The following is a 21803-nucleotide window of genomic DNA, read 5'->3' on the forward strand; positions in this document are numbered from 1 at the left end:
CGCGGACTACTCGCGCTGCTTGGCGTTGTGGGAGAGGAGGCCCTTCACCTGGTAGGTGCGAGCCCCGTGGACGGAGAGCTTCACGACGTCGCCCTCGCCTTCCGGCTCCACCCGCCGGACGCGGCCCGGGCGCGTGCCCAGGAGGACGTCGCCGGGCCGCACGTCAGCGAGGGCCGTCCACCCGCGCCCTTCCGCGTACAGCGGGTGCGGCCGCGAGGCCACCACCGTGCGGCCGTCCTCCAGCACGAGCCGGTACCTCTGTGCGCGGGCCCGGGAGACGCCGGCCACTTCGTACACGTCCGGTTTGAGGGAGTCCTCGTGCCACGTGAGGACGCGCATGCCGGGGCGCACCAAGTCGGCCGGCACCTCCCCGCCGTCCGCGAGGAGAATCGGCTCCCACGGCGCCGGGCAGTACCCGTCCCCGTCACTTCCTCCGCCTCCGCCTCCACCGGCCGTTGCCCCGGAGAAGGGGGCCGCGTATTGCGAGGTGAAGGCCGTGTTGCGGCTGGCACTCGGAAGGAACCACTTGCTGGCGCTCGCCCCGTACACGTTGACGACGGACACCAGCAGGCACCAGTTGTACACGTTGGAGGCGGCCAGCCCGGAGATGTTGCCGGCGTACATGTACTCGAAGGACGTCGCCCCGACGTTGTTGGCCGTGGCTTCGGTGGAGTCCCGATACACCCTGTCCGTCAGCGGGACGGAGAGCACCTGGTGGCGGAAGCCCAGGTTGGCCGTCTGCCGCACCCACAACTCCACGCGCGCGTGGCGCATGCCGTCGAAGTTGTCGTCCAGCGACTGCGGCTCCAGGAAGAGCTGCCACTTCGCCCAGGACAGCGACGCGCCGGAGATGTTGTCCGCGCACTCCACGCGCACCCTGTCGATGTTGGGCGCCCCACCCCGCACCGCCCCGTTGTTGTTGCCCCGGTAGAAGCAGCGGTTGCCGGGCCCCGGGCCGTCGAGCGTGACGAGCGACTTGTAGAACATGGCCTCCAGCGGGTAGCGCCCCACCTGGAGGTTGCCGGACGCCACCTTCAGCGCCGTGCCCACGTTGTCCAGCTTCGCGCCCGCTATCGGGATGCCGTTGCCGTCCTCTGCGTAGTTGCTCGTCTTGAGGGTGTTGGCCGACAGCAAGTCGAACGTCACCATTTTCCGCATGGAGATGGCGTCGAAGTAGACGGCCTTGCCCACGTCGGCCGCCACCTGCGCCGGCGCCTCCCAGTACAACTCCACGCCGGTGCACCCGGCCGGGCACATGCCGGAGAGGGCGAGCTTCTGGTAGCTGGTGGAGATGGAACGGCCACCGACGCCTGCGGAGTCGATGAGGTTTCCACTCACCTGCTTGGACACGCCCTGGCCCGCGAAGACGCCGTCGGCGTTGAGCCACAGCAGGTACAGGACGCCCGCAGTCCCCGCGAGGGCCGCCGAGGCCTTCACCCACAGCTCGGCGTAGAACTGGTCCCCCGGCGCGCACTTGAGTCGACTGGGGGCCGCACTGCGGAAGCCCCCGGTGAAGTTGAGCCCCAGCGCGGAGGGCAGCACCACCTTGCGGCACCACCGCCCCTCCTTCGCATGGACCGGCTCCTCTACGAGGGCGTCTCCCTCGGGACTCCGCCCAAGCGCCGCCGCACCAGCCTCCGAATACCCGTTGGGCACCAGGTTGTCGGAAGGAGGCAGCAGCAGGTGCTGGGTGGCGATGGCGCTGGGGGCCACCTTGTCGCCGCTGACGGCCTCGGGCGCGAGGTGCGCCGTCTTCACTGCGCCGACGGGGACGTTGGACAAGTCCTGCACGGCCATGGTGACGGTGTCCGGGTCCGCCGCCACCGCCCCGCCGAGGACGCGCCAGCTGCTCTGGTTGCCGTTGGAGTAGAGGGCCTGGACAGCGCAGCGGACATTCTGCGTGGCGGCCACCCGCAGCGACACCACGGCGCGCCTCTCGGAAGGCCCCACCCGCACCGGCTCCACGAGGTAGGCGTCCGTGTCGTTGGGGTTGTTTCCTGTGAAGACGGCCACCTGGAAGCCCACCAGCAGGTGCGCCGGCAGCACCTCGGTGTGCTCCCAGCGGATGTCGAGGTACTTCGGCTTGAGGATGCGGGGCGTCCGGTTGGTGGGGGTGCCGTCCTCGATGACGCCGCCGACGCCTTCTCTCTCGCGAGCTCGCATGAAGTTTTCTCCGTCAGGCCGGCGGCGTGGCGGACACCGTCATGGTGACGGAGGCCGGCGTGGTGGGCGTGGCCAGCACGGTGAGGGACGCCGCGTTGGCACTGGGGTTGCCCGAGGTGTCCACGGCCTTCAGCCACACCGTGTAGTTGGCGGGCGACGGCAGCGGCCACTCGTGCGCGGTGGCGCGCACCTTGGCGACGAAGGTGGCGCTCTCCCAGGAGGTGCCGCCGAAGCGCAGCTCGTACATGTCCCTGTCCAAGTCGGGGATTTCCGCCCACCGCAGGGTGGCCGTGTTGCCGTTGAGGCTGTAGGCGAAGCCGACGACGTCCGAGGGCGGCGCGGCCTTCCCCAGCACCGTGTACGAGGCCTCGGCGAAGGCGGTGACGAGGCCGTTGAGGACGGCAGCCACCTGGACGCTATAGGGGCCGGGGGCAACGTCCCGCAACTCCCAGAAGTGCACCTGGACGCCCTTCTCGGTGGCCCAGTTGCCGCCGGCCTGGCGCCAGCGCACCACGTACTCGGTGGCGCCCGGGTGCTGCGTCCACCGCGCGTTGAGGGACACCTTCAGCCCGCCGTTGGTGGTCTTGTAGAGGCTCTCCCCCAGCACCAGTCCCGCGGGCGGCGCCGACGAGGGCAGCACCGAGCTGGGCACCGGCTGCACCTTCACCCCGTACTCCACCTCGGCGTACTTGCCGGGGTGGTGGCGCAGCGCGGTGACTTCATACACGTGCGGCTCCACCTCGCTGACGCTGAGAATGCGCCACGTGGTGGGCGCCAAGTCGGACGCGGCGAGCACCCAGACGGCCTGGGGCGCGGGCGCCGCGGAGAAGGGCTGGGCCACGGTGAGGGCCCGGTACGGCGCCGGGGCCAGCGGAGCCAGCGGGCGCTCCTCCACCTTCCCGTCCGGCAGCACCACGGAGAGGGTGTACGCCTTGCCCGCCTCCACGGTGACGTCCGAGTCGAGCTCCACCAGGGAGGCGGTGGCGGCCACCACGCGCCCGCCCCAGCGGCGGCCGGCCCGGTGCGAGTCCAGCACCTTCACCACGGCGCCCGGGTTGCGCAGCGCCCCCTCGAGGCCGGTGCGGAACACCACCGTCTCCGTCTCCAGCCTCTCGGTGTACAGCAGCCACCGGCCCACCCGCTGCGCCTGGCTGCGCGAGGTGCAGCCCAGGGCCACCACCTCCGTGGGGTTGTAGCCGTAGGTGGCGAGGCCCTCCTCGTCGGCGACGTACTCCTTGGCGGACTGGTAGTGGTTGGCCGGGTCGTTCCACGTCACCAGCGCCACGGTGTGGCGCGCGCGCCGGCCGCTGCTGGAGTAGGTGAAGAGGCCCTCCACCACATTGGCAGGGGTGAAGAGGTACTCGGCGTCGCGCGGCGCGTCCTGGGCCACGTACACCGCGCCGCTGGCCCAGTACGTCATGCCCCGGAAGACGGAGGCGAGGTTATTCACCACCTGGTACGCGTCCGCCTGCGTCTGGAGGTAGAGGTTGCAGCGGAAGCGCGGCTCCATGCCGCCCTTCCCGTCCGGCACCAGCTCGTCGCAGTAGCGGGCAATGGTGTACAGGCCCCACTTGTCCACGTGGGCCGGGTTGAGGAAGCGGCCCAGGCCGTAGCGCTTCGTCGTCAGCAAGTCGTAGAAGCACCACGCCGGGTTGTCCGTCCACGCCACCTGAAACGTGCCGTCCCACGTGCCGGTGTACGCCCGCGTGGTGGGGTTGTAGTTGGAGGGCACCCGCACCTTCAGCCCGCGAATGCGGTAGCTGCGCGTGGGAATGGACTGGAATTGGTGCGCTGACACCTGCAACGCGCACAGCGCGCTGTTGGGGAAGCTGAGCTTCTCGTCCACCAGCGTGGCGTAGGACTTCCAGTACGTCTTGTTCTGCCGCGTCGCGGAGCCGCTGTCCGCAGTGAGGCGCCGCACGCGGATGTCCCACGGCGGGCTGCCGGTGAGCTCCACCCGGTACGTCCTCTCGTAGGGGCTGGTGCACTTGCCGGCAATGGTGCCCGCCCCCTTCAAGTCCTGGGCGACGTAGCCGCCGCCGTTGCTCTGCACGTCGACAGCCAGGGAGACAATGTCGGGGACCAGGTCTCCCGTGACGGGGTGCTGCTGGGACAGCTGCGGCACCTGCACCGTGACGCGCACCGCGTCCACGGTGGCGTCGGTGACGGTGCGCACCACCGGCGTGTCCTTCTTCACCTCGGTGTTGACGACGTACTCCGCCTCCGCCGAGGGAAAGCCAGGAATGTACTCCTGCGACTGCGTGCCCCTGACGACGTAGAGGGTGACGTCGCGGAAGTTGAAGCTTCCATCGTTCGTGTTCTGCACCGGCACGCCGTCGAGGTAGACGGAACTCAGCCCGTCAACGAGTCCTTCGATTTCGCCCTCGCAGAGGAGGTCCAGCACGCGCGCGTGCGCGGAGGACTTCAGCGTGTCCGGGCGCTCCACCGGCGCGCGCTGGGCCTCGCCACCGCCCTTGCCGCCGGTGTTGCCGCCGTAGCCGATGAGGGGGCCCCTCTCAGACATCCGGCGCCTCCGGGTCCGCCTGCTTCACGTTGTGAGAGAGGAAGCCGGCCGTCTGGTACGTGTGCGCGTCCTCCACGGTGATGCGCACGACGGGCCCGCGCCCGCACGGCGCTACCTGCCGCACCACGCCCGGGAAGGCCCCCAGGAGGCACGCTCCCGGCACCAGGTGCCGCACCTCCGCCCAAGCCTCGTCCGTGCGCACGCGGTGGTTGTACGTGCCCTCGAAGGCCCTGCCGTCCTCCAGCTCCACGCGCCAGCAGTCGGCCTCGAGGTGGGCCACGCCGGTGACGGGGAAGTCCCCCCACGCCAGCGTCGCCTCGTGCTGCGTGCGCACCCAATCGCCCACCTGCAGCTCGCCCGCGGGCACCTCGCGGCCGTCCGCTAGGAGGACGGGCACCCACGGCGCGGGGCAGCCGCCACCGCCCGACGGCTCGCCCCCGGGCCCGTGTTGTCCACTCCCGCCAGTGCCGCCGAAGCCGCCCCCGGCATTCCACTCCGTGACGATGCCCGCGGAGATGACGCAGCTGCCCACCTCCAGTTCCCCATAGCAGATGGGCACCGGGTGCCCCTGCCCCAGCGTGTTGACGGGCCCGTTGAAGGTGTACGAGGGCTGATTCTCCGGCCGCTCCACCGGCGCCAGGGGCGTGGGCGGCGCGAAGAGCAGCTGCGAGACGCCGCCCACCACGAGGGAGGCGCCCATGGTGATGAGCGGCGTGCCGGCGCCGAAGCCGTAGACGGAGAGCACCGCGCCACCGGCAATGAGGACCGCGCCCAGCACCACCTGGAACCAGCCCGACTTGGCCCCGGCCAGGGCCGGCATGACGGTGATGACGCGCGAGCTGCCGGCGGGCGTCGCCAGCTCCTCAGCGCCGACGTCCTGCTTGCCGACGAAGACGTGGAAGCCCGGCTCGCTGTTCTCCACCAGGTACCGGGCGAAGCCCTCGCACACCGCGGACAGGGCGCGCACCGCCTCCGCCGGGGAAGGCACGCCCAAGTCCAGCCGCCACACCCGCCCGAAGCGCCGGCCCAGCGGGCCGCCGAGTACCACCGTCGTCAGCATAGGCTGCGGTGCCGCACAACCTTCCGGGTGATTCGCTCCCAGAAGCCGCTGTACGTCTCCCTTCCGGAGAGGCGATTCTGGAGGTGGTGGAGGACAACGTCCGCGCCCAGGTACACGCCCGCGTGGTTGGGCACCGGCGAGCGCAGTTGCATGAGGAGGACGTCGTGCTCGCGCAGCGCGCTGCCGGTGACGTCCAGGAAGCCAGCCTCGGCATACCCCTCCAGGTAGAGGTTGCCGCCCTTCTCCCACCACGCGTCCGGCCGGTGGAAGTCCGGCAGCTGAAGCCCCAGCCGCTCCGCGTAGTAGTCACGGATGAGGCTGAAGCAGTCCAGCACGCCGTGGCTGAAGGGCCGGCCGATGAGCGGGGGCCGGTACCCGCTGGGGTACCAGACGCGCCAGTGCCCCACGGGGACGTTGATGATGAGCCAGGGCAGGCCCCAGCGCTCCATGCACACGCGGTCCGCCTCGCTCGGCTCCGGCGCGGCGTTGGGGTGGGAGTGGACGACGGCGAGCACCTCGCCCTCGGCCTCCGCCCGCGCGTAGTCCTCCGGGTGCAGGATGAAGTGAGCCTGCCCCTCAGCCTGGTTCCGGCACGGCACATACCGTTGAGCACCAGCCACCAGCACCACGAGGCCGCACGCCTCGCGGGGGCACTCAGCCTTCGCGTGCGCGATCACGGCGGTGAGGATGTTGGGAGGCAGCTCCAGCTCGGCAGTAGCGGGCATGCGTGGGCTCCGAGAACAAGAGCGCGCGGGCGTGCGCGCATCCTGTTCTTCTCCTCCGCCGTGGACGTCGTCCGTCACGCATGGGCAGAACAAGCCACGAGAGCCCAGGCTACGAGGCAATGCTTCGCAGCCCGGGCCCTCATCTCCAGCTAGAATGGCCCCCAACAATCGCTACAAATGAGGGCGCGGTCGTAATCACTAGGCTCACAAATTAAATTTCCACACGTTCCACAGTCGGCATAGCAAGAGCCATCCTGTTCAAACATGGTGCAAACACCATCGCCACATGGCGGACAATCATCAGTGCACACCCCTTCTTCACCGCTCTCACAAATGAAGTTGCCGCAAACCGGGGGGCAATCGGTAGGACAGTTGAGCTCTCTCTCTCCGGGATGGCACGTCCCGTCTCCACACAGCGTCTGGTCGCAAGAGAGGATGGTGGCGTCTGCGGCGACGCTACGCACCCAGCCGGCGGTGGCATCGACGCGTGTAGCGACATCGTCTCTTCCATCCGACTCCGATTGGCGATGGCTGAGCACGCCAACCTGACAGTCAGTAACATAGCCGTAGATACCAACGCTGAATGCAGCTCCTCCCGAGTCTCCCGGACACACACGCGCGTCGGTGGTGCCGTCCCATTGAATCTTGAGCGGATCGACATCATGAAGACTGTTTCTCCCATAGCGCTTGATGCCGATGCCTGCCTTTGTGTCCCAATTCGTGCAGCCGAAACCAACAATATCAATGGTCATGTGAACGAACGGAGCGCTATTGGCGATTCGGGTGGGTGCGATTCCGCTGAGCGCCGTAAAGTCCGAATCCAGTCGCAGCACGGCGATGTCGTAAAAATAGCCATTGGTTGTGTAGCTTGGGTGTTTGTAGTAGGTGCCATTCACGCAGTACCCATTGCTACAAAAGGAACTCCTCTGGCCATTTGACGTCACACAGTGCGCGGCGGTGATAACCGTGCGGCGTCCTATGAGCGTACTTGAGCAGCCATTCGTCAGGCCGACCGACGGAAAGTCAGCGGTCACTGTGCCATTGATGATTTCGGACTCGATTGACGCAACGTCGGTACCTTTGCTGGTTGGTAGCCCATCCTCTACGGCTCCGCATCCGGCCAGCGCAAGAGCAACCACAAACACCATGAGCTTCACCATCGGAGACACCTCCGTGTTCGCCATTAGCGGCGTGGCCCCAAGATTAGTACGGGCTGGATTGGGAAAGGACATCCTCGGTCCGTTTGCTTGCATGACCTGTGGTATGGTTAATGCCTGGACATTCGGGCCTCCAGAGGCATTGGCGCCACCGTCATGCCAGCAGCCCTCGGGCAGTGCATAGTCGAGCGGGATTCGGTCGCCGGCACAGACTGCGCCGCTGTATGCGGGCTGGAACTCTTGGCGATGTTGAGGGTGGGCATGGCCTGCCTCAGCGCAGGAGTCCCACCCCGGGAAAGCCCCCGTAGGGAAGGACGGCGGCCGTTCCGAAGCGCAGCTTGCAGCTCGCGAGGCGCTTCCCGCACCGGTCCTCGGCCGGTGTGGCCGTCGGGGTGTCGTCCACCTTCGCGACGGGCGGGCCCGCGTAGCCGCACCCCTCGCCCCGGTACTCCCAGCCGCACATCTGCGTGATGACACGAAGGGGAATGCGGACGCCGTCCAGGTCGCACCGCGCCGCAAGAGTGAACTCGATGAGGTGCTTGTTCTCCGTCGTCTTCTGGTCGATGACGAACTCGTCGTCCGGGAAGGCGTCCACCGGGCTCGCGGAGGGGTTGAGGCCGCCGGGGAAGTTCACCGCGTCGAGGTAGCGGACAAAGGTGCGCTTGCGGATGACGCGCGCGCCGAGCAGGTCATTGAAGTCCCGTGCCAGGGCGCCCACCGTGCCCAGCACGTTGGCCAGGGTAAGCGTGGGCCGCGGCAGGCGCCCGGTGCCGGACTTGTCGAAGCCCCGGGCCTGGATGGGCCACGGCTGGTACTCCGCGTCCTGCCACACCACCGGCCCGCCCAGCCCGTTGGTGCCAGCGTGAAAGTAGTTGATGCCGCCGCCCGGCAGCGCGCTGGCGTCCAGCACGAAGAGTTCCACGAGCGTGCCCGGCTCCAGCTTCTGGATGTCCTCGGTAATACCCATGCCTGCCATCCTCGGCGGCGGCGTGGACGCCGTCCCGGGCATCACCGCAGGTTGCTGCTTCGCCCATCGCTGCGGCGAAGCAGTCCTCCACCTGGGCTCCTACCAGTTGAAGCAGTTCAAGGCCCCGTTGTCGCAGCGACACTGGGATGGCTCACACGCGGTAAGCCAATAGCAGTTGGACCAGTAACCGGAGACTGGGCAACTCTGCCCGTCCATGTCCTCGCAGAACGGATAGTTGTAGTGGGGAGGCGGGACCGGGCAGGCCATCGCAGAGGGCCCCTGGGTTTCCCTCGTGGGCTCCTCTCCGACGTCTGCCTCGACACCGCCACAGGCTACAAGGCTGCTGGCCAACGCCAACACCAGAATCGCTCGCATGGCTACCTCCCTGGAGATGCGTGGGCCGCCAGAATGCCTGACGTGGTTGGCGTCGGCCCGCTCGAATCACTGAAGTGTCTGACATGTGCCACTTGGCGATTGGCTTCGAGGCCGCGCTCAGGGTGCGTTTGCTATCCTCACCACGCTTCACGACTAAACCGACGCTCACGATTCCCGCTCGCGGCTGGAGCGCAGAGCGGGCGGGAAGAAGTGGCAGGTGCACTTCTCATTCGGCTCTGTGTGCGTAGAAATCCTGAGTGCGGGAAGTCCCTGCCAAGAGGGTTGACACGTACCTCACCCGCGCACACGGATTAGCCGCCCATACTCATCTACCCGCATCACCCTCCGGGTCTCGGCAGAGGAGAGCGCAACGATGAACCAGATGGGCAGCCAGAGCCCAATGGTGACGAGCGTCAGGATGAAGTGCAGGCCGTGACTGGCCCTCGACCCGTAAGCAAAAACCGCCACCGTCTCCTTCTGGCTCACGACGCGCGCGCCGCCACGAACTTCTTCCTCAACATGTGCCGAGAGGATGGCCATGCGCTCCACCATGGCCATGGCATTACCTGCTGGCGGGTTGTCTTCTGTTTGCGCCGCAGTGACCTCACGAGCGCGGGGAGAGGCCTTCATCATGTTGCGCTTGGTGGACACCCGCTGCTTGCCCTCACTCACCGAGGCTGAGTAGGACAGCCCCGTTCCTGGAAGCCCGACAGTGGCGCGGACGCCCTTTGAGGAGACGTTCACCGTAGCCCCAGGTCTGCCCAGGCTGAACGACGCGCCCTTTTTTCCGAAGTTGACGCGAACACCGGGCGCGAGCTTGAAACTCTTGCGGAAGCGAAATCCCATGGCTGATTGCCCCCTGCGGGCGCATCGCGCCCTGCTGGGACGCATTCTGAAGCTCTGCTGCCACTACATGCAAACCGCCCACGATGGACTCTGCGATGCGCGCGGCTTTCATAGTCCCTACGCCACCTCCTCGAACTCGGCGGACACGTCGTACGCGTTGAAACCCTTCAACACGGACGTCCACCTCTCGCAGACGACGCGCAGCACCTGCGCGCCCGACGCGCTGAAGGTGAGGACGGCGCCGGCACCAGGCGCGGCGGTGAAGGTGATGAGCCCGGAGTTGGAGAGCCCGTAGCCCGTGGCCGCCACCAGGACGCCGTCGCGGTACACCAGCGGGGCGGCGCCCCACCCTGTCGCGGGCACCAGCTCGCCGGGCATTTCCGGGGACAGCGGGCGCTGCAGGAGGAACTGGGTGCGCGCGCCGTCCCCCGTGCCGAAACGGAAGCCGGTGACGGCCCAAGCGCTGTCCGGAACGACGAACTCGAAGGCGGCCACCCCGCGGTGCGCGCGGAGGAAGGCGTCCAGCGCGTCCGCCTCCGTCTTCTTCCGCGCGGTGAACTGGACGGACCAGCGCTGAAGCAGCCCGCGCGCCCCGTCCTCCGAGCGCTGCGAGTACCCGTCGCCGAACTGCGCCTTGCGCACCCGGGGCTGGCTCTCCAGCTGCGCGCCGAAGTCGGGGGTGAAGGAGAAGCGGTCCATGTCCCTCATCCTCCGCAGGAGCGTGGACGCCTTCCGGATGCTCTTCACGACGTAAGAGTTCGCATTGCCCCGTGACGAGCGAAGCCTGACGTGGAACCTCCCTACGCCACACAGGGAGGCCATCACGGAGAGAAGAGGTAAGTGCTCGCCGTGCCCCATCGCGACGGGGCACGGCGAACACTTACGCCCTATCCTTAGCTCATCAAGACGGTGAATCTGGCCGCGCCATCTTTGGTGCCGACTCACGCCGCGTGTCCACGTCGTCGTTCGGCACATTCGGCACGGACTTGCTGGCAAAATCGCAGAGCTTGCCGGCGCCGATGGGAGGGCCGCTCGTCTGCTTCTCGCAACCGAAGTCCGGTTTCCCGTCTGGGCAGCACCAACTGGCTCCGCTCGCTCCCTTCACGATTTTGCCTTCTTTCGCTGATGCCTGTTGCGCTGAAAAAACGGATAACAAGAATACCGAAGACATCAGGAATCGCTTCATCGTTTGCTCCCAACTCAGGCTTTGGCTTTCGGAATGACGACCATTTAGGCAGATGGCGTGCGGGGCGTTTGTGAGTAACGCTTCGCCGTGCCCCGTCCCTGTGCAGGCCTGACCCGGCCGGGAGGACCGACTGGCGTGGACGTCAGTCCCGATTCTTCGGGAGCGTAACGGTGCCCTGGTTCTCGATGGCGACCAGTGCAGCGCGCCGCAGGTAGTGCCCGGGGTCCTCACCGCGCAGGCGCGCCGTCTCGATGAGGTGACTTGGCCTATCCCCGCCGTCGCCACGTGAAGTTGTAGATGCTGCCGCCGGGCTGCAGCTCCTCGCCCACCACTTTGCGGATGGTGTCCGCCAGGTGCCGGCCCATGCGCTGCGCCTCCTCGTGGCCGCCCTGCGACTGGACGTCGACGGACGAGGAGCCGTCCGCGTTCACCACCACCTGGACGGACATGTGGACTTCGCCGCCGCCCAGCGCCTTGTTGGGGACGATGGTGCCGGAGCTACTGGGGACGAATAGCTCCGGCCCCAGCTCCCCCACCACGTGGGCATGGCCTGCCCGCACCGGCCCGCCCGCGGCCCGAGCGCCGCCCACCATGGCGCCGAACATGCCGGACAGGTCCGCGCCGCCCACCACGGCACCGCCTCCACCGCCCCATGCGCCCGCGAGCGCGCTGGTGGCCGAGTCCAGGAGCGCGACGAAGGCCCGCTGAGCCATGAGGCGGGCGATGTCCTTGAGGATGCCGTCCACCATGCTGCCGAACTCCAGCTTGCCGGTGGTGGCGAAGGTGACGAAGGCGTCCTCCATGTGCTGGGTGGCCGCCACCATGGAGTCCTTCGCCAGCGCGAAGCCGGTGGAGAGCTGCTCCTGGAGGCGCTCCACCTCCTTCCGGTAGGCCTCCGCGCCCAGCCGGCCCTCTTTGAAGAGGCGGTTCACCATGTCCATCCGCTTCTGGGCTTCGAGGAGCGGGTTGAGCTGGCGCGGGAGCTGCTCCAACTCCTTCGCCAGCTGGGTCTCCGCCTTCCCCTCCTCCGTCCAGAGGCTGCGTGCCTTGGCCATCTGCGCCTGGTAGGCAGAGAGGGACACGCGCCCCTGGTCCAGCTCTTCATGGAGGATGCGCTGGGCCTGCGCGTACTTCTCCGCCCCGGGGTTGCCCAGCTCGCGGTTGAGCTCTTGGAGGATGCGCGTGCGCTCCTCCTCGGCCTTGGCGGCTGCCTTCTCCGCTGCCTTGGCGTCCTCCGCTGCCTTGATTTTGGCGATGGCCACATCCGCCTGCCGCTTCTGCTCGGCGGTGAGGGCCGCGTACTCGTCGCTCAACTCCAACGCCTCGCCCTTCGTCTTCCCGAGCGCGCGCGCCTCTTCCTCCAGCCGCGCCAGCCACGCCGTGGCCTTCTTCTCCGCCGCCTCCTTCGCCTTCACGTCGTCCAGGAGGGACTGGGCGGACTGCGACGTGGCGGCATTCACCTTCGCCGTGGTGGCCGCGCGCTTCTCCTCCTCCTCCGTCAGCGTGTTGGAGGCCTTCGCGGCGTCGTCGAGTCGCTGCTGCGCCTTGAGCAGCTGCACCTCCCGCTCGCGCTGGGCCTTCAACTCCTCCTCGATGGGCTTCAGTTCCTTGTCCGAGCGCCGCTTGTACTTGTCCGTCGCCCGGACTTCCTCCGGAATGCGCCAGTATTCGTCCGTTGCGACCCCCTGCCGCAGACGCTCGGGGCTAGCTCGTCGCGTGTCGCCGACCGCATCTCGGTAAATCGCCTTCTCGGTGTTTGCCCAGTACTTCTTGAGGCGCTCCTGCTCCAGACGCGCGTCCACGAGGTCGGCCTTCACCATCCGCTCGAAGTCGGCGCGCATGCCCTCCATGGTGCCCGTCCCAGCGCTGAGGGCCTTCTCGTACTTCGGCCCGAGGTTGATGAACTCCAGCCGGGCGAGGTTGTAGGCCTCCTGCTGCTTCGTCAGGTCCTTCTCCACCTTCAGGCGAGCCTGGAGGTCGGTGATGATTTGGCTGCCCCGATCCGCGGCGGCCCCGCTCTCGCGGATAGCCTGCTTCGCCTTCTCGCTCGCCTCCTCCGCGGCCCTGCCGAATTCGAAGTAGGCGGTCGCCGCCAGTCCCAGGGCCGTGGTGATGATACCGATGGGGCCTCCCAGCGCGCTGAGCGCGGCGGAGCCCGCCCGCGCCGCGAAGGACGCGCCCTCGATGGACAGAGCCTCCTTCGCCTTCGCCTGCGCCAGCGCGTTGGAGGCGATGGCCGCGCGGGTGTGCGCCACCGTGAAGGGGCCCTCCAGCGCGGCGGCCGTTTCGAGGGCGGCCTGTCGCTGCTGGAGCATGGCCAGCGCATTGCGCAGTGCCGCCGCCCGGCTCTCCGTCACCCGGCGGGAGTACGCCGCATCCGCGAGCGCGGCGTTCGTCATGGCGTCCCGGGCCTGGCGCGCGGCCCCGGCCTTGTCCGCCAGCGCCTTCGTCCAGTCCTGGGCCCACCCCGCCGCGCGCACAGTGGCCAGCACCGCCAGCCCCTCGCCGAGGTACCGCGCGGCCGTCGTCACCTCGTTGAAGTGCCGGAGGAGTCCGTCCATGGAAGGGCCCATGGCGGAGAGCAGCCCGTCCCCCACGTCCACCTGGAGAGAGGCGAAGCGCGCGCGGAGCTGGTCCAGCTTCATCTGCGGCGTCTCGGCCATCTTGTTGAAGGCCGACTCGGTGCGGCCTGCTGCGTCCTTCATGTGCTCCAGCGAGGCCGCGAAGTCCGCGGAGGCGGTGCCGGTGAGGGCCATTGCGGGCAGCAGCGCCTCGACGCCGCCCACGAGCAGGGCGAGCTGCTCCGTGTTGCCATGCGTCCGCTCCCGGACGTGCTCCATGAAGCCGGCAAAGCCACGGGCACGCAGCCCGGCCGTGGTGAAGTCGACGCCGAGGGCACGTGCCAGCTTCGCCGCGTCCTCCGAGGGCTTCGCCACCTGCGCGAGGATGCTGCGCACGCCCTCCAGGGCCGTTTCCGTCTTGATGCCCGACTTCGTCAGCGCCGCGTTGGCTGCCAGCAACTCCTGCAGCGACACGCCCGTCTGTGAGGCGATGGGGGCCACCTTGCCGATGTGGCGGGCGATGGCCTCGATGGACGTCTTCCCGTCCGCCGCCGAGACGAACATGGCATCCGCCGCCTCGGTGGCACTCCGGAGGCTGCCGCCGTAGGTGGCCATGATGCTCGTCAGGCCATCCGCCGCGGTGCCTACGTCGGTGACGCCGCCGATGGCGAGCTGGTTGGCTACGCGGAGCATCTCCGTGGCCTGCGCGGCGTCCGACGCGCCGGCGCTCATGATGTCGTAGAGGGCTTTCGCCTGTTCCGTGGGCATGCGGCCGAACTCCGCGCCCAGCGCCTTCGCCCGCTCGGCCAGGGTGCCCATCATCTTCAGCTGCTCCCCGTCCAGCAGCGTGCTCACCTGCGCCATGGCCGTCCCGAAGCCGAGGGCCTCGGTGGTGGCGCTGCGAAGGGCCGCCCCGGCAGCGGCCACGCCCACGAATTGCCCCACCAGCCCGCCCAGGCCGCGCGCGAGGCGCGTGACGGGCGGCTCGGCGGCCTCGGTGACGTGCTGGACGTCCCGGACGGCGGCGGCCGCCTTCTCCTGCGCCGCGTGCATGTCCCTCAGCTTCAGGGACGCCCGCTCCAAATCCCCCATGAAGCGGCCCACGGCGGCCGTGTCCATGAGGGACTTCTGGAAGCGCTCCATGGCGACGTCGCTGGCGCCGAGCTGCGTGTTGAAGTGCTGGAGCCCCGCCGTGTTGCCGAGCGCGGCCTGAAGCCCCCCAGCCGCAGCCGCCACCAGCTCCAGGTCCTTGCTGACGGTGCGCATGCGCTCCAGGGCCCGGTTGGTCTCCTCGACCTCCCGCACCATGCGCTCCAGCCCCTTCAGGTACTGCTCGGTGGCCGTTTCCACCTTCTTCGTCGCCGTCTCCGTCTTCTCCGCAGCGCCGCTGAGCTTCGTGAGGGACTCCACGCCCGCCTTCGCGTCGGAGGAGTCGATGCGGATGGACAGCGTGGCGAGGTCAACGTCTTCGGACATGGACGAGTCCCTTCACGAGATGCGGCGCCGCGAAAGCAGACAGCCGGCCAAACACTGAAAGCATGAGTAGTGGCGGGAGGCGCCGGGCATGTGGTGGCTTCGCCCCATGCGTGCGCTCTGGGTATCCACGTTCCTGCTCTTCGTCGTAGCCGGGTGTGACCTGCGTTCCGACGAGGAGAAGGTGAAGGAGAAGATGCGGGTGCAGGAGGTCCGCTCGGAGAACGCGAAGTTCGCGGACCCGGACTTCCGCCTGGAAACGGCCGGCCGGTACAACACCACCTTCGTCCGCGTTGTGCGTCTCCCGAAGGGTGAGGAACGCGCGAAGGCCATCAAAGAGGAGTTCGACCCCTTCGATTGCGTGGCCGACATGCGCATGGACGACGGCTACACGCACATCGCGGTGCGTGACATCGACACGGGCGAAGAGGTCGTCAGGCCACTGACGGAATTCAGGACGCGCCAGCAGTGCAGCGAGGCCGAGCTGGCGGGCCCCGCTCCCTGAAGTCGTCGCCCCCACCCTTCACTCCTTTCGCAGGGACTCGAGGAAGGCGGCGTCCAGCTCGCGCAGCAACGCCACCTCCCCCGCGGTGGGCTGGTGGCCGGTGAGCCGGACCCAGGCCTCCATGTCCTGGTAGGAGATGGGGGCCACCGAGAAGGCCCCCGGGCCCCTGGCGTTGCTCAGCTCGCAGAACCACGCCCAGACGTGCGCCAGCGGCTCCGGCAGGGAGTGCTCCCCCACCAGCGCGGGCGGCACCTGCCCGGTGGACTTCGCCACCTGCTGTAGCTGCGCGCGAAGCGAGACGCCGGACGCGTCCTCCCGGCTCAGGCGGAAGTGGTGCCGTGCGAAGCCGAGGAGCTCGTCGGCGAGCTCTCGAAAAAACGGGCGCGGTCCGCCATGGCCTCGTCCACCTGGCGGCGCAGCCACGGGTAGGCCGTGTACACCCGGCGGACGTTCTCCGGCGTGAAGGCCACCGCTACGCCGCCCTCGCGCACGCCACTCCACGACACCGTACAGCGCACGAGCATCTCCAGCGCGTCCGACTCCGACTCCTCGGCGGTGAGGGCCACGCGGCGGTTGCCCAGCTGCAGCTGCTGGAGGCGGCGGTTTCGCTGCTCCCGCTCCGCCACGCGGTAGGTGGTGGAATCGGTGCTCGCCACCTCGACGCGCGTGCCGGTGGCCTCGCCCGTCAGCGGGTGGAGGATGTCGAGGGTGACGGTGTCGCGCTGCTGGAGGCTGCTCAAGTCAAAACCATTGGGGCTGTCCATGGTGCTCCTTCAGGGGCTGCGAGGGGTGCGCGGCTGCCCGCGCGAAGACGGGCTACGGGTTGCTGCGCTGGTACACGAGGGCGGCGCCCGAGGCTGCGTCCAGCAGCGCGGTGAAGGGCAGCGTCTGGACGACGGGGCCCTCCTTCGGGTTGTCCAAGTCGCCGCCCGTGTACTTCAGGCGGGGCACGCGCAGCCGGTGGAAGTCGGTGCCATTCGAGTCCAGCAGCAGCAGCTCGAGGCTGGACTCCTGCTCGTCGAGGAAGCGGTTGAGGAGCGTCGCGTCGCTGAAGTACGCGGAGAGGCTGCCGGACACCTCGAAGCCGCCCTCGTGAATCTCCTGGGGGCTGTTGTGGCCGATGACGCCCTTCACGCTTCGGCCGTTGGAGACGTCCAACTCCAGGCTGGTGACGTTGGCCACCACCTGCCCGCCCTCCATGAGGCTGCCGGTGAAGGCGTCGAAGGGGCTGTGCGTGCCGGGCGGGGTGACGCTGGCCGCGTGCGACGCGCCCGCCTGCACCATGTCCTTGCCGAGAAAGGTGAAGGTGCCGGTGACGATTTCCTCCGGCTTCACCGACAGCTTGAAGTCGTCCACCGCGCACCCGCGGTAGAGGAGGTACTGGTTGATATCCGTGAAGGCGCGCTCCACCGAGAAGGTGCGCAGTACGGTGCCGGACTTCAGCCGCTTGCCCACCAGGGCCACGGTGCGGCCGGCGCCGGCTGCCTCGTCGGTGAGGGCCTTGTCCACGGTGAGGGCCAGGGCAGTGACGGCCACCACGCGGGCCCGGCCGTTGTTGGCCGCCTGCGTGAAGCCGCTCGCCTCCACCTCGTCACCCGGCAGGAAGCCGTCCGTGAGGAAGCTGCCGGCCGTGCGGACGTAGGTGTCGGTGTCCGCGTCAGTCTCCAGCGACAGCGCGCCCGAGGTGACGGCCTGCCAAGTGCCGCCCAGCGCGGCCTCCAGGAAGTCGTCGAAGGTGGCGACCGAGAGCTCGAAGCCCAAGTCTCCGCCCACGCTGCGCATGCCGTGGCGCAAGTCGACGCGGTGCCTGTCGGCCCGAATCTCGTTGGACTGGTACGTCGCCTTGGCGAGGTTGAGGCCCACGTCCGTGAAGCGGAGGGCCTTGAAGGTGGTACCCGCCGCCACGCCGAAGGCGGACTCGGCCACGTACCGCACGGCCGTGCGCTGCCCTGAAGCTGAAGCCATGACTGCTCCTTCCGGCCGCCACGCGGGCGGCTCAATCCTGTGAGTGCACCAACCACCACACCGAGACGGGCACCGCCCACCACGTGTCCTCGCGAGCGCCCGGGCCCGGGGAGACGGACTGCACGCGGACGGTGGTGGCGCCGCGAGTCAGCGAGGTGCCGCGCTTGAAGCCGTCGCACACCGCCTGGGCCGCGTCGGTGCACGCCTTCGTCCCCTGCCCGTAGGGGAAGAAGAGGGACACCTGGAAGACGCCGGGGCGGCGCGTCTGCGAGTCCACCCCGGCGCCGGCCGGCGCGGTGCGCGCGGGCAGGTGGTCCACCTTCGCCCAGGGCACGCCCGCCACCGGGGTGAAGGGGACGTTGGGGTAGGCCACGGCCTGCCCCACCACGGGCGCCAGCACCGCCTGGGCGTGCAGCTCCAGCGCCTGCTGAATGTCGAGGAGGACGCCACTCACGGGCCCTGCCCTCCCTTCGCGTCCTTCACCGCCTCCTCGAGGATTTCGCGCAGGTTGGCGAGGGTGGTGCGCACCATGCCCCGCGGGGCCTGCTGGCTGTGGCCGAATTCCAGCCGGCGCGCGTAGTGCAGGTTGTTGGTGAGGTACACGGTGTCGCCCACCTCGGCGCCATCCAGCACGGTTTTCGCCGCGGACAGCGTGGCGGCCCCGTCCTTGTCCGCGCCCTCCACCTCTCCGGAGGGGCGCGCCCCCACGCCCACCTGCCAGTTGCCCCGGAAGCGGCCGGTGTCCACCGGGGAGGCGGTGACGACGTTGGCCAGCACGCCCAGCGCCGCCTTGCGCACCACCTGGCCTGCCTTTCCCTCCGCCGCCTTCGCGAAGGCCTCCACCTGCCGGCTGAAGCTGGCCCCGCGTCGCACGCGGGCGTCCGTCTGCTTGAGAGTCATGCGCCCACCCGAAGCACGTAGAGGACGGGCGTGCCCTGCAGCTGCACCGGCGGCTCCGTCCGCAGCACCCGCCAGGTGCGGCCCTCCAGCGGGCCCACCTCGTCGCCCGGGGCCGGCACCACCGCCAGCCCGCTGGCGGCCACCAGCAGCTTGCGCAGGCCCACCTGCACCGCCGCGCCCTTGGCCAGGGCGTCCCCGTCCTGGCCGCCGTCGGCCTGCACCAGCACCCGCACCGGGTGTGAGGTGCTGCTGGCCACCGGCGCCGACTCCGCGGGGTTGTACGCCCCCACCGCGCGCCGGGTGAGGGTGGCGCCCTGGCCGTAGCGCTTCAGCAGCTCGAGGGCCTTGCGGGCCAGCCTGTCCGCCTGGGCGCTCATCCCCGCTGTACCTCCAGGCTGCCCAGGCCCCCCGTGCCGCCCTGCACCAGCCGGCGCACCAGCGTCGCCACCTGGGCGGGAATGGGCACGTGCCTCTCCGGAGACGTCCGCAGCGGCCCCACCTGGACGCCCTCGTCCACCACGGGGCCGAGGCCCGCCGTCCAGTCCTCCGAGAGGAGGCGGAAGGCGAACTCGGCCACCGCGCCCTTCAGCTGCAGGGGCACGCTGGCGGAGGAGACGGGGCAGCCGTCCAGCACCACGCCACGCCGGGGCCAGGCCAGCGCCTGCTCCGCGCTCGCCCGGGCCCCCACATAGGTGTAGTGGGCGTCGAGGAGACGCGTCGCCCACTTCAGGTGCTGCTCCTTCGCGGCGACGTCCGCCGCGGCCCACGCGGCGTTGTGGCCGCGCGCCGAGTGGTAGGCGTCTGCCTCCGCCACGGTGCAGTACGAGTCCGCGGCCGGGCCGCCGGGGGTTGCGTCGAGGGGCATGAGGGTGTCCTCCGGTGGGTGCGCGGGCTACTCGCCGTGCGCCTTGGCCTTGGCCCTGCCGCCCTTCTCCCCCTTCGGCGGCTCCTCCTGGGGCGCCGAAGGCGCGGCGGCCGGCTTCGCCTCCTGCGCCTTGGCGGCCTCGGCGAGCTTCGCCTCCGCCGCGCGCTGGGACTCACGCGTGGCGCGCAGCTCCGCGCGCAGCCGCGTCAGCTCGTCCTCCATGGCCGCGCGCTCTTCCTCCGCGGCCTGGGCCTTCGCCCCGTCCGCACCGGTGGCCGGCGCCGAGGGGGCGGCCCCCGTCGTCCCGGAGGCGCCCGCGGCCCGGGTGCGCGCCCAGCGCGCATGGGCCTCCTCGTACTCCCGCGAGTCCCGCGGGTAGGCCGAGTGGTACTTGCCGAGGACGTGAATGGCCGAGGCCGCATTCGTCGGCACCTGCGCCACCCCGTCCTTGAAGTCGAAGCCCGCGAGAGTGCACGTTTGTCCCTCTCGGGGGCCCACCAGCACCACGTCCACGGTGCGTCGGTTTCCAGTCGTTGAAGTCACGTCATGCTCCACATGGAAGGCGCCCAGCACCCGCCGGACGCGTGGTTGGACTGCGCGGGGGACTCGCCAGGGAGGACTCGTCCCCACCTGGCTGCCGCCCCGGCGTAGCTGCGGCCGGGCTAGTTGGTGACGCCCTGGGCCACCGCGAGGGCGAGGTCGCTGTACACCGCGAGGCCGCAGTAGAACTTCACGCGCGTAATCGACTCGTCCTTCGTCTCCGACTCGCCGATGTCCTTCACCTGAATCCCCATCGCCTTCTTCGCGTGCAGCCCGGCAATGCCCACCCGCCGGCTCCCGTCGTCCAGGCACCCGGCGATGATGCTGGTGCAGTTGGTGGACGTGCCCTGCGTCTGGTTCGTCGGCATCCAGTCGTTGCGGAAGACGGGCACGCCCTCGTACTCCAGCACCTCCTCGCCGCTCGGCAGCTCCAGCGTTTCGACGATGCCGGCGCCGCCCTGCGCCCGCAGGAGCGCCTTCAGCGAGCGGATGGTGCGCCCGTGCATCATCAGGAAGTCCACCTTCCCGTCCTTCGCCGTCACCCTGTCCAGCAGCTCGTCCAACAGCCCGAAGGAGAGCGTCGCCCCGTTGGCCCCGGCGATGAGCGTCTGGCCGGCACTGGCCAGCGTCAGCAGCCCCTCGAATTCCTCATTGGCGCCCGTCCCGTTGAGGAGGAGGTTGGCGTACTTGCGGCCCACCGCCTTGGCCTTGCCGGCAACCTGGACGGCGAGCTGGTCCGTCGTGTCCGAGTGCGTCGCCTCGACGAAGTTGTCCACCTCGGCGTCGCCCACGATGCGCTTGAGCGCGCTCGTCACCTGGGTGAAGGTGGTGGACGCCTTCGCGGTGATGGTGCCGCCGACGCCGAGCATCTGCACGTCGCCGAGGACATTCTCGCGGTTGTAGACGGCGGCGGGCCCCTCCACCGGCTCAAAGGGGAGGAGGCCGTAGAACCTGTCGACGGTGACGATGTTGGCGATGATGCCGGAGACCAGGTCGTCCTGGCTCAGCTTGGCCGCTTCGATGAGCGTAATGGAAGGCATGGAAAGGCTTTCCTCCTCGGCGAGAGGGAAATGAAACGACGGTGTGTGGACGCGCCACGGGCAAGGGCTGCCTGAAGCCCGCGAGACACGTCTGGTATTGGGAGAGAGTGGCTGTCTCCGGGCGTCACGCCCGGTGTGTCTCAGGCCGCGTCACGCGAACCCGGGACGGCTACTTCCTGTCCGCCAGCCCCCGGGCGATGCGCTGCAAGGGGGACAGCGTTTCACTGCCGGGCGTCCCGCCCGTTTTGCCCCCCGGTCGCATCCCGCTTCCGGAGGAACCCGTGCCCTCGAAGGCCCGAGCGAAGTCAGGGTTTTTCTTGAGCTCCGCGACGAACTCTCGCGTCGTCACGTAGCCGCCCGTCTTGTGCTCGCGAGGCTCACCCTTCGCGTCGACAATGCGGACCAAGAAGTCGCCGTCTTCCTCCACCACTTTCACATAACGCTCAACGTAAGGCAACAGAAGCGACGCGCTGCCCTTGGCGTCTGTGATTGCGGCCAGCGCCTCCGAGTGCGCCAGTCGCTTGTGGAGGGCGGTGCGCATGGACTCCAGCGCGGCCTCCTTCTCCCCCAGCGCCTTCGCATGTCCGGCCTCGAGCTCCGTGCGCTGCTTCTCCCAGGTGGCCGCGCCCTCCTTCCCCTTCTGCGCCTCGGTCAGCTGCGTGCGCAACTCGCCCACCAGCTTCTCCGCCTCCTCCGGCGTCTTCGCCAGCTTCTGGTAGGCGGACACCAGCGCCTTCAACTCCTTCGAGGAGTCGCGCTCCTTCTTCAGCGCGGTGGTGAGGCTGCTGTTGTCCAGCCGCTTCACCATGTCCGCGTCGAGGGTGTACTTCGCGCCCTCGCCCTCCCCCTTCGCGTACAACCCCCGGAATTTCTCGGGGACGATGTCCAGCGCGTCCACTTCCGGCTGCCACTCGAATTCCATGTGCCACGTCTCCTTCGGCCCGGGAGGGC

Annotated in this window: 21 protein-coding genes; 1 reads left to right on the plus strand and 20 read right to left on the minus strand. The window is 69.1% G+C overall.

Annotated elements, in window-relative coordinates; genetic code table 11:
- Window positions 1–6: 6 nt before the first annotated feature.
- The 10 genes from ACX9TP_RS31320 to ACX9TP_RS31365 all read right to left on the minus strand — a co-directional run bounded on the left by ACX9TP_RS31320 (window position 7) and on the right by ACX9TP_RS31365 (window position 15040).
- Window positions 7–2163: a Hint domain-containing protein gene (locus ACX9TP_RS31320; RefSeq protein ID WP_482974301.1), complete on the minus strand. Its 2157-nt coding sequence runs from the start codon at window positions 2161–2163 to the stop codon at window positions 7–9.
- A 13-nt stretch (window positions 2164–2176) separates the two neighbouring features.
- Window positions 2177–4687, minus strand: a complete 2511-nt coding sequence (locus ACX9TP_RS31325; protein ID WP_482974302.1) for a TipJ family phage tail tip protein — start codon at window positions 4685–4687, stop codon at window positions 2177–2179.
- Window positions 4680–5747, minus strand: a complete 1068-nt coding sequence (locus ACX9TP_RS31330) for a hypothetical protein (RefSeq protein WP_482974303.1) — start codon at window positions 5745–5747, stop codon at window positions 4680–4682. The genes ACX9TP_RS31325 and ACX9TP_RS31330 overlap by 8 nt, the downstream gene beginning before the upstream one ends.
- Window positions 5741–6472: a C40 family peptidase gene (locus ACX9TP_RS31335; protein WP_482974304.1), complete on the minus strand. Its 732-nt coding sequence runs from the start codon at window positions 6470–6472 to the stop codon at window positions 5741–5743. Before ACX9TP_RS31335 ends, ACX9TP_RS31330 begins: the two co-directional genes overlap by 7 nt.
- A gap of 149 nt (window positions 6473–6621) precedes the next feature.
- The gene (locus ACX9TP_RS31340; protein WP_482974305.1) at window positions 6622–7632 is read right to left on the minus strand and encodes a trypsin-like serine protease; all 1011 of its coding nucleotides are present in this window, start codon (window positions 7630–7632) and stop codon (window positions 6622–6624) included.
- Window positions 7633–7900: 268 nt separating this feature from the next.
- Window positions 7901–8596 (minus strand): phage minor tail protein L, encoded by a 696-nt coding sequence (locus tag ACX9TP_RS31345; protein WP_482974306.1) that lies wholly within the window; start codon window positions 8594–8596, stop codon window positions 7901–7903.
- Window positions 8597–9265: 669 nt separating this feature from the next.
- Window positions 9266–9817 carry a DUF4236 domain-containing protein gene (locus ACX9TP_RS31350; RefSeq protein WP_482974307.1) on the minus strand — a complete coding sequence of 184 codons (552 nt, stop codon included), beginning with the start codon at window positions 9815–9817 and terminating at the stop codon, window positions 9266–9268.
- A 117-nt stretch (window positions 9818–9934) separates the two neighbouring features.
- On the minus strand, window positions 9935–10516 hold the full coding sequence (locus ACX9TP_RS31355) for a phage tail protein (protein ID WP_482974308.1): 582 nt from the start codon (window positions 10514–10516) through the stop codon (window positions 9935–9937).
- A 202-nt stretch (window positions 10517–10718) separates the two neighbouring features.
- On the minus strand, window positions 10719–11003 hold the full coding sequence (locus tag ACX9TP_RS31360; protein ID WP_482974309.1) for a hypothetical protein: 285 nt from the start codon (window positions 11001–11003) through the stop codon (window positions 10719–10721).
- A gap of 266 nt (window positions 11004–11269) precedes the next feature.
- Entirely contained in the window at window positions 11270–15040 is a 3771-nt protein-coding gene (locus tag ACX9TP_RS31365; protein WP_482974310.1) for a phage tail tape measure protein, read from the minus strand.
- 106 nt (window positions 15041–15146) lie between these two features.
- On the opposite strand from ACX9TP_RS31365, the gene ACX9TP_RS31370 reads away from it, so the two are divergent.
- Window positions 15147–15542: a hypothetical protein gene (locus tag ACX9TP_RS31370; RefSeq protein ID WP_482974311.1), complete on the plus strand. Its 396-nt coding sequence runs from the start codon at window positions 15147–15149 to the stop codon at window positions 15540–15542.
- Between the two features lie 18 nt (window positions 15543–15560).
- Here ACX9TP_RS31370 and ACX9TP_RS31375 read toward each other — a convergent pair whose 3' ends face one another.
- From ACX9TP_RS31375 to ACX9TP_RS31420, 10 genes are all read right to left on the minus strand, one after another.
- The gene (locus ACX9TP_RS31375) at window positions 15561–15815 is read right to left on the minus strand and encodes a phage tail assembly chaperone (RefSeq protein WP_482974312.1); all 255 of its coding nucleotides are present in this window, start codon (window positions 15813–15815) and stop codon (window positions 15561–15563) included.
- A gap of 47 nt (window positions 15816–15862) precedes the next feature.
- The gene (locus ACX9TP_RS31380; protein WP_482974313.1) at window positions 15863–16306 is read right to left on the minus strand and encodes a hypothetical protein; all 444 of its coding nucleotides are present in this window, start codon (window positions 16304–16306) and stop codon (window positions 15863–15865) included.
- A gap of 52 nt (window positions 16307–16358) precedes the next feature.
- A complete protein-coding gene (locus ACX9TP_RS31385; RefSeq protein ID WP_482974314.1) occupies window positions 16359–17507 on the minus strand; it encodes a phage tail tube protein in 1149 nt (382 codons plus the stop codon).
- Window positions 17508–17538: 31 nt separating this feature from the next.
- Window positions 17539–17961, minus strand: a complete 423-nt coding sequence (locus ACX9TP_RS31390; RefSeq protein ID WP_482974315.1) for a phage tail terminator-like protein — start codon at window positions 17959–17961, stop codon at window positions 17539–17541.
- Window positions 17958–18407: an HK97 gp10 family phage protein gene (locus ACX9TP_RS31395; RefSeq protein WP_482974316.1), complete on the minus strand. Its 450-nt coding sequence runs from the start codon at window positions 18405–18407 to the stop codon at window positions 17958–17960. The genes ACX9TP_RS31390 and ACX9TP_RS31395 overlap by 4 nt, the downstream gene beginning before the upstream one ends.
- Window positions 18404–18784: a hypothetical protein gene (locus ACX9TP_RS31400; RefSeq protein WP_482974317.1), complete on the minus strand. Its 381-nt coding sequence runs from the start codon at window positions 18782–18784 to the stop codon at window positions 18404–18406. The genes ACX9TP_RS31395 and ACX9TP_RS31400 overlap by 4 nt, the downstream gene beginning before the upstream one ends.
- Window positions 18781–19272 carry a DnaT-like ssDNA-binding protein gene (locus tag ACX9TP_RS31405; RefSeq protein WP_482974318.1) on the minus strand — a complete coding sequence of 164 codons (492 nt, stop codon included), beginning with the start codon at window positions 19270–19272 and terminating at the stop codon, window positions 18781–18783. Before ACX9TP_RS31405 ends, ACX9TP_RS31400 begins: the two co-directional genes overlap by 4 nt.
- Before the next feature lie 27 nt (window positions 19273–19299).
- Window positions 19300–19815, minus strand: coding sequence for a hypothetical protein (locus ACX9TP_RS31410; RefSeq protein WP_482974319.1), 516 nt, complete (start codon window positions 19813–19815; stop codon window positions 19300–19302).
- 119 nt (window positions 19816–19934) lie between these two features.
- Window positions 19935–20852, minus strand: coding sequence for a major capsid protein (locus ACX9TP_RS31415; protein WP_482974320.1), 918 nt, complete (start codon window positions 20850–20852; stop codon window positions 19935–19937).
- A gap of 169 nt (window positions 20853–21021) precedes the next feature.
- Window positions 21022–21774: a hypothetical protein gene (locus tag ACX9TP_RS31420; RefSeq protein WP_482974321.1), complete on the minus strand. Its 753-nt coding sequence runs from the start codon at window positions 21772–21774 to the stop codon at window positions 21022–21024.
- Window positions 21775–21803: the final 29 nt, after the last annotated feature.

Source organism: Pyxidicoccus sp. M15 (genome assembly GCF_056858435.1).

What these genes read in the sequence shown, in the direction of transcription:
- ACX9TP_RS31385 (WP_482974314.1), bottom strand. Translation starts at nt 17,507, where the DNA reads ATGGCTTCAGCTTCAGGGCAGCGCACGGCCGTGCGGTACGTGGCCGAG.
- ACX9TP_RS31345 (WP_482974306.1), bottom strand. Translation starts at nt 8,596, where the DNA reads ATGGGTATTACCGAGGACATCCAGAAGCTGGAGCCGGGCACGCTCGTG.
- ACX9TP_RS31335 (WP_482974304.1), bottom strand. Translation starts at nt 6,472, where the DNA reads ATGCCCGCTACTGCCGAGCTGGAGCTGCCTCCCAACATCCTCACCGCC.
- ACX9TP_RS31415 (WP_482974320.1), bottom strand. Translation starts at nt 20,852, where the DNA reads ATGCCTTCCATTACGCTCATCGAAGCGGCCAAGCTGAGCCAGGACGAC.
- ACX9TP_RS31340 (WP_482974305.1), bottom strand. Translation starts at nt 7,632, where the DNA reads ATGGTGAAGCTCATGGTGTTTGTGGTTGCTCTTGCGCTGGCCGGATGC.
- ACX9TP_RS31320 (WP_482974301.1), bottom strand. Translation starts at nt 2,163, where the DNA reads ATGCGAGCTCGCGAGAGAGAAGGCGTCGGCGGCGTCATCGAGGACGGC.
- ACX9TP_RS31380 (WP_482974313.1), bottom strand. Translation starts at nt 16,306, where the DNA reads ATGGACAGCCCCAATGGTTTTGACTTGAGCAGCCTCCAGCAGCGCGAC.
- ACX9TP_RS31350 (WP_482974307.1), bottom strand. Translation starts at nt 9,817, where the DNA reads ATGGGATTTCGCTTCCGCAAGAGTTTCAAGCTCGCGCCCGGTGTTCGC.
- ACX9TP_RS31330 (WP_482974303.1), bottom strand. Translation starts at nt 5,747, where the DNA reads ATGCTGACGACGGTGGTACTCGGCGGCCCGCTGGGCCGGCGCTTCGGG.
- ACX9TP_RS31400 (WP_482974317.1), bottom strand. Translation starts at nt 18,784, where the DNA reads ATGAGCGCCCAGGCGGACAGGCTGGCCCGCAAGGCCCTCGAGCTGCTG.
- ACX9TP_RS31370 (WP_482974311.1), top strand. Translation starts at nt 15,147, where the DNA reads ATGCGTGCGCTCTGGGTATCCACGTTCCTGCTCTTCGTCGTAGCCGGG.
- ACX9TP_RS31420 (WP_482974321.1), bottom strand. Translation starts at nt 21,774, where the DNA reads ATGGAATTCGAGTGGCAGCCGGAAGTGGACGCGCTGGACATCGTCCCC.
- ACX9TP_RS31355 (WP_482974308.1), bottom strand. Translation starts at nt 10,516, where the DNA reads ATGGACCGCTTCTCCTTCACCCCCGACTTCGGCGCGCAGCTGGAGAGC.
- ACX9TP_RS31360 (WP_482974309.1), bottom strand. Translation starts at nt 11,003, where the DNA reads ATGAAGCGATTCCTGATGTCTTCGGTATTCTTGTTATCCGTTTTTTCA.
- ACX9TP_RS31325 (WP_482974302.1), bottom strand. Translation starts at nt 4,687, where the DNA reads ATGTCTGAGAGGGGCCCCCTCATCGGCTACGGCGGCAACACCGGCGGC.
- ACX9TP_RS31405 (WP_482974318.1), bottom strand. Translation starts at nt 19,272, where the DNA reads ATGCCCCTCGACGCAACCCCCGGCGGCCCGGCCGCGGACTCGTACTGC.
- ACX9TP_RS31365 (WP_482974310.1), bottom strand. Translation starts at nt 15,040, where the DNA reads ATGTCCGAAGACGTTGACCTCGCCACGCTGTCCATCCGCATCGACTCC.
- ACX9TP_RS31395 (WP_482974316.1), bottom strand. Translation starts at nt 18,407, where the DNA reads ATGACTCTCAAGCAGACGGACGCCCGCGTGCGACGCGGGGCCAGCTTC.